We start from the raw sequence: 13,444 nt of genomic DNA on the forward strand, positions 1-13,444 counted from the left end.
AAAGGATATTCCATGAATTTAAAACAACCATTTAATACTGATTGGAGCTTTACCAAGCAGCCCATCGGCGCTACCTTTCATGATTTAGATTCTTCCGATACAAAATGGCAGCCGGTTGATGTCCCTCATGACTGGCTGATTTACGGCGAGGATTTATACGAAAATTCGGAGGGCTGGTATAAAAAAAGCCTGTCCTGTACCCTTTCGGCAAACACCCTGTTTTCCTTATGTTTTGACGGTGTGTATATGAATTGCACTTTATTTTTAAACCGTCAAGAGGTAGGTTCTTGGCAATATGGCTACACCTCCTTTGAATTTGACATAACAGCTTACCTCAAGGAAGGGGAAAACGAAATCCTTCTTCGAGTAAAACATGAAGCTCCGAACAGCCGTTGGTATACAGGTGCCGGAATTTATCGCAAGGTATGGCTGAGGAGCTATGCCCCTACTCATTTTATTTCAAATGGCATTTACATTTCAACCCAAAAGGAGGGTACTGACTATTTTGTCACGGTTTCTCACGAAGTGGCAGGGGATGACAAGGCGGAGGTTAGACACACCTTACTCGATAAAGAGGGCAATATCGTTTTAACTAATATTGTTTCGGACAAAAAGACACGCATTCCGGATGCCAAATTGTGGTGTCTTGATTCCCCATATCTCTATACCATGCAATCCGATTTGATAATCGACAATGTGGTTGTGGAAAGCGAAACGAATCGTTTTGGTATCCGAACGCTCACGTTTGATGCAGATAAAGGCTTTTTCCTAAATGACGTACCGATGAAGCTAAACGGAGTCTGCCAGCACCATGATTTAGGCGCACTTGGCGGCGCCTTTCACAAAGCAGCAGCAAAACGCCAGCTAATCCTTTTGCAGAAAATGGGTGCAAATGCAGTCCGTATCTCCCACAATATGCCTGATCCGGAATATCTAAATCTAGCTGATGAGATGGGTATTTTAATCATCAATGAGGCGTTCGATATGTGGGAGCGCTCCAAAACATCCTATGACTATGCCCGCTTTTTTAAAAACGAGAGTGCCAAGGACGTGAGAAGCTGGATTCGCCGCGACCGCAATCATCCTTGCATTATTATGTGGTCCATCGGAAATGAGATTTATGACACTCATGTTGATGCACATGGTGCAGATTTGACTAGCTATTTAATTGAAGAGGTCCAAAAGCATGATTACCGAAAAAATGCCGCCATCACAATAGCCTCCAACTATATGCCATGGGAAAATGCTCAAAAATGTGCTGATATTATCAAGCTTGCCGGTTATAACTACGCCGAAAAGCTTTATCAAAAGCACCACAAGGAGCACCCTGACTGGGTCATTTACGGCAGTGAGACTTCCTCCCTTGTGCAAAGCCGCGGCATCTACCATTTTCCGTTAAAACAGTCCATCTTATCCGATGACGACTGCCAGTGCTCTGCCCTCGGAAACAGCGCGACAAGCTGGGGGGCAAAGAGCATGGAATTTTGTATCTTATCTGAACGAGACACACCGTTCTCTCTCGGACAGTTTATCTGGACAGGATTTGATTACATCGGAGAACCTACCCCCTACCACACGAGAAACTCTTACTTTGGCCAGCTTGACACGGCAGGCTTTCCAAAGGATGCTTTCTACTTCTATCAATCCGCTTGGACTGACTGCGAGACAAATCCGATGGTACATATTGCACCTTATTGGGATTTTAGCGAGAACCAGCTTATCGACGTGCGTGTCATGTCAAATGCCTCTGCTGTGGAATTGTTTTTAAATGATGTTTCACAAGGCATACAGGAGTTAGAGTGGAAAAACGGCACGAAATTAATCGGAGACTGGCAGCTTCCCTATACAAAGGGAGAGCTTCGGGCTGTCGCCTACAACGACAGAGGAGAGATGGTCGCAACGGACATTGCCCGTTCTTTCGGGGACGCTTCCTCCATTCTGATTGAGCCGGATAAGCGGGAATTGACCGCAGACGGAGAAGATTTGATTTTCCTCACCATACAGATGTTAGACAGCGATGGTGCACCGGTAGAAAATGCAAACAATCGTGTACATGTTGAGGTTAAAGGTGCTGCAAGACTTGTCGGACTGGACAACGGTGACAGCACGGACTATGACTCCTACAAGGGAAGTTCAAGGAGATTGTTCAGCGGGAAGCTGCTCGCCATTCTCGCCTCCACGCTTGATGCAGGGGAGATTACGGTACATGTCGCCTCCCCTTCCCTGCCGCCAAGTTGCCTTACACTTGCGGCTGTGAAATCCGAGGCAAAGCCCGTTGTATCTGCACTGCTTTCCTCCTTCCAAAGTCCTGACAATGAAGAAATTCCGGTGCGAAAAATTGAAATTATTCCCGAAGCAGGTCAGCTTTTTACCAAGGAGACAAAAACTCTTCGCGTATCGGCAAAAACCTATCCCTCAAACGCGACTTATGAGGATTTGAGCTGGCAGATTACAAACGATGCAGGAGTGCCGATTAAAATTGCTTCCCTAGAGCCGCTCTCCGAGGATAACCGCCTAATCCAGATTACCGCCTACGGGGATGGGGATTTTCGCCTGCGTGCAAGCTGCAAGAACGGAAAGGACCATGCCCAGCTTATCTCCTCACTCGAATTTCATGTGACAGGGCTTGGCTCGCTCACACAGAACCCGTATGAGTTTATCTCCGGCTCGCTTTACAGCAGCTTTGAGGGGGAGGTCAGCAGCGGAAATGAGCGTGGCGTGGCAACGGCAAGAGACGGCAAAACAGTTGTCACCTACGACAATCTAGATTTTGGAGACTACGGCTCCGACACCGTTACTATCCCCATTTTTGAACTGGAGAGCGCGGCAACACAAATCAGCTTTTATGAAGGACGCTCCGCGGAGCAGGAAGGGACATTGCTTGGCACCTTCACCTATCATAAGCAGTCTAAGTGGAATGTGTATCAGGAGGAAACCTTCCGATTTTCTAAGCGGCTAAAGGGCATCACCTCGCTCTCTATCGCACTGGAGCATAAAATCCATATAAAGGGCTTCTCCTTTAAAAAGGAGGAAAAGGCTTTTGCAACTCTTTTTGCCGCAGAAGCCGACCGCATTTACGGTGACGCCTTCACAATTTCAGCTCCTTGCGTGGAGGGCATCGGAAACAATGTGTCCTTGGAATTTCACAATATGGATTTTGGCGCAAAAGGCTTTTCCAAGCTCACCATATACGGAAGAAGCCCAATTGACAAAAATACGATTCATATCCGTTTTCACAGTGATATCGGTGACAGCAGCGAGATTGCTGAATTTACACACAGTGTGGACTATGAAGAGCAGAGCTTTTCTCTTTCATCCGTATATGGCATGCAGGATATCACCTTTGTCTTTTTGCCGGGAAGCAATTTTGATTTTAAATCGTTTTATTTTGAATAAATGCAGGAGAAATCATGCTGTTTTCTGCATAAAAAAAGTGTGAGCTCTGCTCACACTTCGCGCTCTCATGGATTGCAAAGCAGCTGCTTCCTATCCGTGAGGTGCGCATAATATTTTATGTATAACCTACAATCTTTCGCTATTCTATGCTTAGTTTTCCAATGCAACCGGCTCGCCGTTAAAGGAATACACAAGCGCCTGCATATTTTCAAGATAAAATACTTCAAAGATACCGTCATCGATACTATATAAGTTTTTTAAAGAAGGATTTGCATCAAACATTGCCTGCTTTGCCTCAATCGAATCATCAAATACAGCTTCGCCGGAAAGTCTGATCCATTTTCCCTTTGCCATACCTGATATTTCTGTCTTTGGATTTGCAATAAGCTGCTTGTATACTTTCTTGTGATTACCTGTTGTGAGATATACTCTTCCTTTGTACTCTACCGCTGCACCAAAAGGTCTTACTCTTGGCTGTCCATCCTCTACCGTTGCAAGATAATATGTTTTTGCTTCATTTAAAAAATCAACAACTTGACTCATTTTTTTGCCTCCGCTAATTTTATTCTTTACATTTTCATTTCACGTCATTATTATATAATAAGATAACAAATATTCAAGTACTGAAATTTTACTAACTAAGTAAGGAGAATTTAACCTATGTATGATACATTAAAATGTCCCGTAACCTATGCTTTAAGTATATTGGACGGCAAATGGAAGCTGTCCATTGTGTGGGTTGTCGGGACAGAAAATACAATACGTTTTAACGAATTAAAGAGGAAGCTTGACGGCATTTCCAATATTATGCTGAGCAAAAGCTTACAGGAATTAGAAAATGACCATATCGTTATCCGAAAACAATACAATGAAATTCCACCACGCGTGGAGTATTCCCTGACTGATTTAGGCATCTCCCTCATCCCTTCCTTAGACCTTCTGGGCGAATGGGGCAAGACCGCATATGCCTTGAACCATCAAGATTAGAAAATCAAACTTGACCAAGCCTATAAAAATATGCTATACTAGTTCCAATTGATATTATGGTTTAGATGAAAATGGTAGTGTAGATGATACAGCAAACGTCATTCGAAGCGAAAGTTAGAATGGCGCTAGCTGTATCTTTTTTTGCGTATTTTTCTATATACCGATATCAAGAACAAAGAATGTGCTTTGCACATTCTCCGCGCCTGAGCGGGTTGCGAAGCAACAACTTCCACTCCGCGAGGTGTGCATAAATAGTTTTATATGATAGGAATTTGAGGAGGAAAAATTTATGCCACAAAACAAAAGAGAGAGTGTAATTTACACGGTAATGATGTGCTTTTTCATGGTGCTTTGCATGAGCATCTACAACGTATCGTTAAACATGAACGGTCTGTCAGCAGAAAGTATCAGGGAAGGATGGCTTGGGCTGCCGCTGGCTTATGTTTTTGCCATATGCTGTGACTGGTTTATTGTTTCAAAATATGCAAAAGGCTTTGCCTTTGGTTATCTGCTAAAACCGGACAGCAGTCCAAAAAGAAAGGTAATTACTGTATCTTGCTGTATGGTACTTCCAATGGTATTTATCATGTCCTTGTACGGAGCCTTTGATTTATGCCGTAAAACCGGACTTTGGTCTGATCTGTTTTTTATATGGATGACCAACATTCCTAAAAATCTGATTATGGCATTGCCGCTCCAGCTATTGATTGCAGGCCCGGTTGTGCGTATTGCATTCAGAAGAGTCTTTCCGGTCGGAAAGGTCCTTGCATAAGAAAAAAGTGTGAGCTAAGCTCACACTTTTTTACTTTCTATTCATAACTGTAATTGTAATCATCATCCAACAATTTCTGATTGTCATCCAGCTGAGAAACCCCGTCATGATGGAATTTCTTCAACAGCCTCATGGATACAAGCAGTAACAGCATGGAGACAACTGCTATCACAAATAATATTACGGTGTTGCTTGTAAAGGTTACGGCTCCAAGTCCGGAGCTGATTGTCTCCCTAAATCCGTAGATGGAATGTGTCATCGGCAAGTACGGATGAATTACCTGGAAGAATTTATCAGTCAGCGGCATCGGGAATGTTCCGCCTGAGCCTGCAAGCTGTAAAATTAACAGTACCATGGCAACAAATCTGCCCGGATTGTCAAATGCCATTGCAAGGAACATAATAAGGAACATATAAGCGTAAGCCGTTACCAGTGCCACAACAAAGTATGCAATCATATGATTTGGTTCTAAGCCAAGGGCTATCATGATACCGCCTTCTATAATTGCCATTGCGGTAGCAGCTACAAATCCCACGGATACCTTACTCATCCACCACTGGAATGCTGATTTTTCTTTTACCGCAATCTTTCTGATTGGATAAATAAAGTTGAATACCAGACAGCCTACATACAAAGCAAGGGATAATACATATGGTGCAAGTGCATGGCCATAGTTTGGCACATTGCTGTATTTTTCCTGTGTAATCTGGTTTGGCTCTGAAATCATTTCAGCTGTTGCATCTGAGGTATGAACATCATTTACCTGCTCTGATCCGTCACTTAATGCAGATGCCAATTCGCCGCTTCCGTCTTTCAATGTGTTTAAACCATCCTGTAATGTAACACCACCGTCTGCCAGTTTTGCAGAGCCTTCTGTCAACTGTTTGGACGCATTCTTCAGCTTATTCTGTCCCTCTGCCAATGCTGTGTTATTTCCTACAAGTTCGGTGCTTCCTGCCTTAATCGTAGCTGTTCCGTTTACCAGTGCCTCCACACCGTCTTGTAAGGTCGGTACATTGTCGTTTAACTTGCCAAGTCCATCACTCAAGGTAGAAGCTCCGCTGTTTAATGCCACGGAATTATCATTTAACTTCTGTATGCCATCGTTTACCTGATTCACGCCTGCAATATAGCTGTCTAACCCTGTGCTAAGCTGAGTGGAACCTGTACTCAAACCGCTCTGTAAGCTGGAAATACCGCTCTCCAACTGTCCCATACCCGGAATAAGCTGACCGTCAAGTGCTGTTTTCACACTGCTCAGACCGCTTGAAAGCTGAGCGATTGCCTGCTGCGCACCAGGTAAGGCTGTTGCTGAACCTGTTGCAAGCTGCTGCACGGAGGCTTGCAGTGTACTAACCGAACTTAACGTATTGGACAAGGTGGTCAATGCCGTTGCCAGAGCGCTTGCATCACTTCCTATACCGTTTAAGTCACTTGAAATTGCACTTAAGTCTCCGGTTGACGCACTATTTTGCAGTGCACTTTGAAGATAGCCCATTACCTCTGCCTGCTGGTCAGCACTCAATGTACTGCCCGCCAGAGATGTTCCTACAGAAGTCGCAAGCTCTGTAGGCAAGTCTGATGCGCTTACTCCTACGCTCTGTGCCCTGTTTCCAATATCTGTAAGTGCGCCTGACAATGCACTTGTATCAACGCTTCCGGTGCCGCTTCCGTTCAGTGCAGTATTCAATGCCTGTATTCCGTTATTGATATCTGTAAGTCCTTGATTAAGCTGCGCAAGCTGAGCTGAACTGCCGTCAATCTGTGTTCCAAGCTGTTCTGACATCTGCGTCAAGCCTGCTGAAATCTGTCCTGCTCCGGTCTGAAGCTGCGTCGTTCCGTCACTTAATCCGGTCACAAGTGTGTCAACTCCTGATTTCAATGTGCTTCCGTTACTTGCAAGTGTGTCTGTTCCGCCTGCCACTTTGGAAACGCCATCTGTATAATCTTTAATTCCATCTGTAAGCTTTGCAGAACCACTGTCTAACTGTTCTACACCGTCCGCCAATTCAGGAACCTTTTTTCCGAGTGTGTCCACACCATCTTTTAATTCCACAAGGCCGTCATCCAGCTTAACAGTACCTTCCAAATACTTATTGAGTGCAACGCTAAAGGTCTCCTCGCCGTTGCTGAAGGTTATCGTGCTCTCTGCTAACGTGTTAAGACCGTCTGTCAGTGTCTTGCCACCGTCTGCCAGCTCAGCCGCACCGTCATCAAGCTTCCCTGCTCCGTCTGCCGCTTCTGCAAAACCGTCTCCGATTTCTGATAGCTGGTCAAAAATTGCAGTCGCATAAACCTCTGTGACTTTTTGAGAAACCTCACTCTTTAACTGCTTCATCGCTGTTTCGCCGATTACCTCGCCAAGATAGTTTAATGCACCGTTTGTCTCATACTCAAGGTTCATTTTCTGCGGTGTTTCGTCCATAACGGTTGCCGCATTGGCGGAAAAATCCTCCGGCAGTGTTACAATCATATAATACTCCTGGTTTTTCAAGCCCTTCTGCGCTTCATCTGCCGTTACAAACTGCCAGTTTAAGTTCTTATCCTCTTTTAACTGGTCAACAACTTCCTGACCGACACTTAGTGTTTCTCCATTGTATTCCACTGCTTTATCTTCATTTACAACTGCCACCGGCAGGTCCCCCGTCTTTCCATAAGGGTCCCAAACGGATTTCAGGAAAAATGAAGCATAAAGAATTGGGATAAAAGAAATAACAACAAAAGAAATTAATAAAATCTTGTTCTTAAAAATTGCCTGCCATTCTTTTTTAATCATTTCCATGAATTGAATTCATCACCTTTCTAATTAACAACTCTCTTTTTTCGTCCGACTGATTCCAGTTGTACAGAGCCAGTTTTTCTTCTCCGACAGCTTCCATAATCAGTTGATGAACCGTCTTTTTCTTTAGGAAATCTCTCCATAATTGATCCGCTTGTGCAAATGCATTTTTCAGTATTGCAGTACCTTGGTCTGTAATGAAAGGGAAATCTTTAAATACCTCGCTCATAAGCTCTGTATCGGTAAACGTTTCAATCGGCCCTTCCAAGGCTTCTACTACCTGCAATAGATTGATATTCTCTGCACTTGTTGCCAGCGTAAACCCTCCGTTATTTCCAGACACGGAATTTACTAACTTGGATACGACCAATTTACGGATAATTTTCCTCAGGTAGGTCGGGGAGCATTTTAACCGCTTATTAATTTCCTGTGAAGACAGTGGAATGTTAGGGTCTTGGGTTGCCAATAAGACAATAATACAAGCTGCCTGTTCAAATCCTTTTGTAAGTTTCAACGTTTTACCTCCTTTAACTTATCAGTCATGTAAAATACGGTTATTTTGTATTTGTGGATGATTTGTATCTATTATGGACATCGAATATCCACAATAGGAATTATACTACTCTTTTCAAACTTTGCAAGTAAAAAAAATTGTGCATCTGATGTTATTTTTCATCAAAATGCACAATAAATGAATGTGATTAAAAGTTAAACTTTATTTGCTCATACTGCTTATCCTCATACTTATGCAGATAGGAAAAAACAGCGTTTACATCCGATACAATGTGATGCTCCTTACAAAATGCGTGAAACAGCGCCATCAGCTCACTGTTATTTTTGCTTGTCACCCCATAGGAATTTCCGTAAATCTGCACATATTTTTCCTTCAGACCCGGAAAATACCGGTCAAGCATCTTATAAAAATATTCGCGGTTTCCCTCCCGGAGAGTCAACCCCATAGAAAAACAGATTATGCCGTAAACCCCAGCTTCTCTGCAATAATTTAAGATGCCTTCTATATTTTCGGTCGTATCGTTGATATAGGGTAAAATCGGAGAAAGCCACACGACGGTTTTGATGTTGTTCTCCTGCAAGGTTTTCAATACCTCAAAGCGTTCTCTTGTCGTAGAAACATTTGGCTCAATTATTTTGCAAAGCTCCTCATCATAGGTTGTCAGTGTCATTTCCACCACACACTTAGACTTTTCATTAATGCTTTTTAATAAATCCAAGTCTCTCAAAATACGTGCCGATTTTGTATGAATTGCCACTCCAAATCCATATCGTTCGATTACTTCAAGACATTTTCGAGTGTTTTGAAGCTGAACGTCCAGATGAAGATACGGGTCTGTCATCGCTCCGGTCCCGATCATGCATTTATTTCGTTTTCGTTTCAATGCATCCTCCAAAAGCTCCACGGCATTACTTTTCACCTCAATATCCTCAAACAGGTGATTCATCTGGTAGCAGTGACTCCGCGAATCACAATAGATGCAGCCATGCGTGCATCCTCTGTAAATATTCATTCCGTTATTTGATGATAAAATCGCCTTTGCTTCTACCTCATGCATGCTGCTACCTGCTTATTTTTCCTCTCCTAATATAAGTGATTACCGCTCTCTTCACCGTAATAAAACTCGCTGAATTCATCGGTATCAAATACCTGAAGCAGCTCCATAAAATCCCGAACCAGATTTTTCTGGGAAAGCTCTGATCGGTCAACCCAGAACATTTCACCCTCCTCTGAGGATTCTAACTTGCCTGAAAACTGATCGGTCTTGTACAAGACGACCACAAAACGTTCCTCTTCCTCTGTCTGAAACTGCTTGATACCGCATATTCGGGGCTTGTAAATATCAAGTCCGGTCTCTTCCTTTACCTCCCGCACAACCGCTTTTACAAAGGATTCCTTATTCTCTACATGGCCTCCCGGAAAAGTCAGACCCTTGTAGTCTCCTTTTAAACGGTCCTGAAGCAGTATCCGGTCGCCGTCATAGACCATGCAAAGCACTGTTAATACTGTTTTTTCGCTTCTTGACATCTCGCTTCCTCCTATTGTACCAATCCGCTATTCGCACATTTCGAGCATTAATTCCTTCAGCTCTTTCGTCCCATCCACAATGTAGTCCGCTCCTGCTTCTTCAAGCTCCGCCCGGTCACCAAAACCATACAAAATCCCAATGGAAGGAAGCTCATTTTCCTTTGCACCGAATATATCCTGTCTTCTGTCGCCAATCATGATGACATCGTCTTTCGATATTCCTACTGTTTTCATCGCGTATCGGATTACATCTGCTTTTTTGTGCATGCTCAAATCCATGCTGGCTCCGGCAATAAATTCAAAATAATGGTCTACCTGAAAATGCTCTAAAAGCTCTCTCGCAATCGACTCTGCCTTAGATGTTGCAACCACGATTTTTCCACCCTTTTGGGTTACGCTTTTCAGCAAATCCACCATGCCGCTATACAACTCACTCTCATACATCCCTTTGTCATGATAGTATTCTCTATATACAACTACCGCTTCCTCGCTCTGCTCCTTGGAAAAGTTAAAATAACGCTGAAAGGATTCACTTAACGGCGGTCCGATAAAATTATGTAACGTGCTTAAATCTGAAACCTCAATGCCGTAATGCTTTAGGGCATAGGCAACGCCCTTTGTGATTCCGATGCCGGTATTTGCGATTGTTCCGTCAAAATCCATTAGAAAATACTTGTACTTTTTGCCTTTGTCATTCATGCGCCTACCTCTGTTCTTTCCTTCGCCTCTCCCCATACCTTCTCTTCTGTTTTCCAGTATAGCACAAGTTGCAAACCTTTCCAATCCAAAAAAACAGACAAGTCCACATCAGCTTCCTAACTTTCTCATTCATGGGGGACTTGGCTGCTTTTTGGCGCCAAATACAGCCACGTAGTAACATCTTCCACTTGCATTTGTGCGCATAATTTTTATAACTCAAAGCAAATGCGCCTTTGGATGCATTCCGTCAAAGGTATGAATATAGCGAAAACCTAATTTTTTCAATTCTCCCTGTACCTCTTTTATCTTGTGCCCAAGGTGAGACTCTTCATGACTGTCGGAACCGATGGTAATGATTTCACCGCCTAACTCTTTATATAATGTCAAAATATCTCTTGATGGGGTTAAATCACCGATATTATAGCGAAAGCTTGAGGTATTCACCTCAATCCCTTTTCCGTCCGCAATTGCCGTTCTTAAAATTTCTTCCACAATCGGCTTTGTCTTCTCAAACGGATATTCTCCTTGTCTGTCATAGCGCTTTATCATGTCCAAATGCCCCAAAACACTGTAATCATGGTACTTTTGAATCACCTTTAGAATTTCCTCATAATATTTTTCCTGATATTCTTGCTGTGTTTTTCCCTCTTGATAGGCATTGTTCCAGAATTCCAGATTATCCACCTGATGGCAGGACATGATGACAAAGTCAAACGGATAGTTGTCAAAATCCTGCTGAAAACGCTCCACAGTATCTGTCTGTATACCGAACTCAATTCCAAAACGCATTGTAATCTGGCTGCCATAAAGCTCCTTGCATCTTGCAAACTCCTTCGAGTAAGCCTCCAAATCACAGTTTAAGTTTGTTTTTACACCATAGTCGATATGTTCCGTAATGCAAATTTCCTCAAGTGAAATTTCAATCGCTCTTTTTACACACTCCTCCATGGGATATGTGGAATCGTCGCTGAAAGCGGTGTGCATATGATAATCAGCTAACATAGTCATTTCTCCTTTATTCGGATTAGGCATCAAAAGATACTTAGCCCTTAATCCTATTTATAATCTTCTACATCAAACTCTCGGTCTTTAAAGTAATATTTTCTGTCCTCCTCGGTAATCTCGCGAATTATCTTACACGGATTTCCTACCGCAATCATATTGTCGGGAATATCTTTTGTCACGACACTGCCGGAGCCGATTACCACATTGTTTCCGATGGTGACGCCGGGATTGATGACAACGTTTCCGCCTACCCATACATTATCTCCTATTGTGACAGGGATCCCATATTCATAGCCCGAATTTCTGGAGTCCGGATGAAGCGGGTGTCCCGCCGTGTAAATTGCCACATTCGGTGCAAACATAACATTTTCACCGATTGTCACCTTTCCCACATCCAAAATCGTGCAGTTGTAGTTGGCAAAAAACCATTCTCCTACTTCAATATTATATCCATAATCACAGTGGAACGGTGGTTCGATGTGCACATTTTCTCCTGTTTTTCCAAGGATAGATTTTATCAGCTCCTTGCTTCTTTTTTCCTCCTTCGGGCTTATTGTATTATATTCGTGAACTTTCAGCTTATTTTCCATTCTCTCTTCGCCTAAACCGTCCAGCCACGCTTTGTAGGGCAGACCGGCAAGCATTCTTTCTTTTTGCGTCATAATTTACGTTATCCTTTCTTTTGGGTCAGTTCTCCTATTCGTTTTATCTAATCCATGCGAGTGACTGCTGTATCTATCATATTCAGGGCGCTCTGTTTGATTCCTTCTTCAAAATCTTGATTAAGCTCTTCCGATATGATAATTTCAGAGCATAAAAGCTGTTCAGCTTGTGTTGTTCTTTGCTTGGAAACTTCCTCTTTTATCTGAGGCGAAATTTCTTTTCCGTAAATTACAATTTTATCGGGATTATACAGACATTGGACGGACAAGATTGTCTTGACGATTGCCTCCTTCATCTTAGCAGGCTCATAGTCAAAGTTCTCCCAATCAATGCTAAGCGGAAGATATCGTATTTCCCCTGCCATGCCGTTTTTTCCTTTGTACAGCTTTCCATCCAAATAAATGCCACCGCCCGGTGGATATTTATCCGGAAAATAGAGTCCGATTACACATTCCTTTTTCCCGATTTTGTTTCGGACACAATATCCCATCGTTGCCGCATTAACATCGTTTTCCACCAAAACGGGAAGCCTGAATTTCTCCTTCACATAATGAGAGAGAGGTTGATTTCCCATAGTCTCATAGTCGATTACCATAAGACCCTCCTCGGTCTCATAGCCCGGGATGCCAAAGCATATCGCTTTTATCTGAGGGTATTTTAAAAGAAGTTCTGCAATCGTCTCATCAAAGCTTGCCTGATTGATAGCTGCCTCCTGCTGCTCCGATTTTTCCACTACTTCCCCCGCCAGATTTACCACGCGGTAGTAGATGGTATCGGCTCCGTCACATTCATGCATATAAATAGCCAAAGCCATGCGAAAATCGCTGTGATAGCGAAAGGAAGCCGCCGGGCGCCCGCCCTCTGAGCTTTGGACTGTGTCAGGAAGTATCTCGCCCTCCTCGATAAGTGCCGCAACAAGCGAGTTGACTGTCACCACACTGAGCCCTGTCAGCTCTGCTAATTGAGGCTTCGTCGCGGTTTTTACCTCCCGAAGTGCCCTTCTGATTGTATTTAGGTTTGTATCCTTTATTGGATTAATCTGCTTTTTGATGTAGGTTCCTCCTCTCATCTCATATATTTAAACCAACTTTATAAAGTATAT

General features: G+C 43.2%; 12 protein-coding genes. 3 read left to right on the forward strand and 9 right to left on the reverse strand.

The window, feature by feature from the left end; translation table 11 throughout:
• The first annotated feature begins 12 nt into the window (after window positions 1-12).
• A complete protein-coding gene (locus CTY48_RS01700) occupies window positions 13-3,396 on the forward strand; it encodes a glycoside hydrolase family 2 TIM barrel-domain containing protein (RefSeq protein WP_099466791.1) in 3,384 nt (1,127 codons plus the stop codon).
• A gap of 150 nt (window positions 3,397-3,546) precedes the next feature.
• On the opposite strand, the gene CTY48_RS01705 is transcribed toward CTY48_RS01700, so the two are convergent.
• Window positions 3,547-3,939 (reverse strand): pyridoxamine 5'-phosphate oxidase family protein, encoded by a 393-nt coding sequence (locus tag CTY48_RS01705; RefSeq protein ID WP_099466792.1) that lies wholly within the window; start codon window positions 3,937-3,939, stop codon window positions 3,547-3,549.
• Window positions 3,940-4,056: 117 nt separating this feature from the next.
• Here CTY48_RS01705 and CTY48_RS01710 point away from each other — a divergent pair, with 117 nt between their 5' ends.
• Both CTY48_RS01710 and CTY48_RS01715 read left to right on the forward strand, forming a co-directional pair.
• Window positions 4,057-4,383 carry a winged helix-turn-helix transcriptional regulator gene (locus CTY48_RS01710; RefSeq protein ID WP_099466793.1) on the forward strand — a complete coding sequence of 109 codons (327 nt, stop codon included), beginning with the start codon at window positions 4,057-4,059 and terminating at the stop codon, window positions 4,381-4,383.
• Window positions 4,384-4,672: 289 nt separating this feature from the next.
• The gene (locus CTY48_RS01715) at window positions 4,673-5,155 is read left to right on the forward strand and encodes a DUF2798 domain-containing protein (RefSeq protein WP_099466794.1); all 483 of its coding nucleotides are present in this window, start codon (window positions 4,673-4,675) and stop codon (window positions 5,153-5,155) included.
• 37 nt (window positions 5,156-5,192) lie between these two features.
• Here CTY48_RS01715 and CTY48_RS01720 read toward each other — a convergent pair whose 3' ends face one another.
• From CTY48_RS01720 to CTY48_RS01755, 8 genes are all read right to left on the reverse strand, one after another.
• On the reverse strand, window positions 5,193-7,937 hold the full coding sequence (locus CTY48_RS01720; protein WP_099466795.1) for a YhgE/Pip domain-containing protein: 2,745 nt from the start codon (window positions 7,935-7,937) through the stop codon (window positions 5,193-5,195).
• Entirely contained in the window at window positions 7,924-8,448 is a 525-nt protein-coding gene (locus tag CTY48_RS01725; RefSeq protein WP_099466796.1) for an RrF2 family transcriptional regulator, read from the reverse strand. Before CTY48_RS01725 ends, CTY48_RS01720 begins: the two co-directional genes overlap by 14 nt.
• A gap of 187 nt (window positions 8,449-8,635) precedes the next feature.
• Window positions 8,636-9,505 carry an SPL family radical SAM protein gene (locus CTY48_RS01730; RefSeq protein ID WP_099466797.1) on the reverse strand — a complete coding sequence of 290 codons (870 nt, stop codon included), beginning with the start codon at window positions 9,503-9,505 and terminating at the stop codon, window positions 8,636-8,638.
• Window positions 9,506-9,531: 26 nt separating this feature from the next.
• The gene (locus tag CTY48_RS01735) at window positions 9,532-9,975 is read right to left on the reverse strand and encodes an 8-oxo-dGTP diphosphatase (protein WP_099466798.1); all 444 of its coding nucleotides are present in this window, start codon (window positions 9,973-9,975) and stop codon (window positions 9,532-9,534) included.
• 27 nt (window positions 9,976-10,002) lie between these two features.
• Window positions 10,003-10,710 (reverse strand): HAD hydrolase-like protein, encoded by a 708-nt coding sequence (locus CTY48_RS01740; protein WP_236354684.1) that lies wholly within the window; start codon window positions 10,708-10,710, stop codon window positions 10,003-10,005.
• A 180-nt stretch (window positions 10,711-10,890) separates the two neighbouring features.
• Window positions 10,891-11,676 (reverse strand): histidinol-phosphatase HisJ family protein, encoded by a 786-nt coding sequence (locus CTY48_RS01745; protein ID WP_099466800.1) that lies wholly within the window; start codon window positions 11,674-11,676, stop codon window positions 10,891-10,893.
• A gap of 53 nt (window positions 11,677-11,729) precedes the next feature.
• Window positions 11,730-12,341 (reverse strand): sugar O-acetyltransferase, encoded by a 612-nt coding sequence (locus CTY48_RS01750; protein WP_099466801.1) that lies wholly within the window; start codon window positions 12,339-12,341, stop codon window positions 11,730-11,732.
• Window positions 12,342-12,388: 47 nt separating this feature from the next.
• Window positions 12,389-13,411: an ROK family transcriptional regulator gene (locus CTY48_RS01755; protein ID WP_099466802.1), complete on the reverse strand. Its 1,023-nt coding sequence runs from the start codon at window positions 13,409-13,411 to the stop codon at window positions 12,389-12,391.
• Window positions 13,412-13,444 lie beyond the last annotated feature (33 nt).

This window comes from Konateibacter massiliensis, from assembly GCF_900184995.1.
GTDB classification, from domain to species: Bacteria; Bacillota; Clostridia; order Lachnospirales; family Lachnospiraceae; genus Lachnotalea; species Lachnotalea massiliensis.

Bases quoted from the DNA above. Each gene is read 5' to 3' on its own strand.
- CTY48_RS01700 (WP_099466791.1), top strand. From the start codon at position 13: ATGAATTTAAAACAACCATTTAATACTGATTGGAGCTTTACCAAGCAG.
- CTY48_RS01705 (WP_099466792.1), bottom strand. From the start codon at position 3,939: ATGAGTCAAGTTGTTGATTTTTTAAATGAAGCAAAAACATATTATCTT.
- CTY48_RS01710 (WP_099466793.1), top strand. From the start codon at position 4,057: ATGTATGATACATTAAAATGTCCCGTAACCTATGCTTTAAGTATATTG.
- CTY48_RS01715 (WP_099466794.1), top strand. From the start codon at position 4,673: ATGCCACAAAACAAAAGAGAGAGTGTAATTTACACGGTAATGATGTGC.
- CTY48_RS01720 (WP_099466795.1), bottom strand. From the start codon at position 7,937: ATGGAAATGATTAAAAAAGAATGGCAGGCAATTTTTAAGAACAAGATT.
- CTY48_RS01730 (WP_099466797.1), bottom strand. From the start codon at position 9,505: ATGCATGAGGTAGAAGCAAAGGCGATTTTATCATCAAATAACGGAATG.
- CTY48_RS01735 (WP_099466798.1), bottom strand. From the start codon at position 9,975: ATGTCAAGAAGCGAAAAAACAGTATTAACAGTGCTTTGCATGGTCTAT.
- CTY48_RS01740 (WP_236354684.1), bottom strand. From the start codon at position 10,710: ATGGGGAGAGGCGAAGGAAAGAACAGAGGTAGGCGCATGAATGACAAA.
- CTY48_RS01745 (WP_099466800.1), bottom strand. From the start codon at position 11,676: ATGTTAGCTGATTATCATATGCACACCGCTTTCAGCGACGATTCCACA.
- CTY48_RS01750 (WP_099466801.1), bottom strand. From the start codon at position 12,341: ATGACGCAAAAAGAAAGAATGCTTGCCGGTCTGCCCTACAAAGCGTGG.
- CTY48_RS01755 (WP_099466802.1), bottom strand. From the start codon at position 13,411: ATGAGAGGAGGAACCTACATCAAAAAGCAGATTAATCCAATAAAGGAT.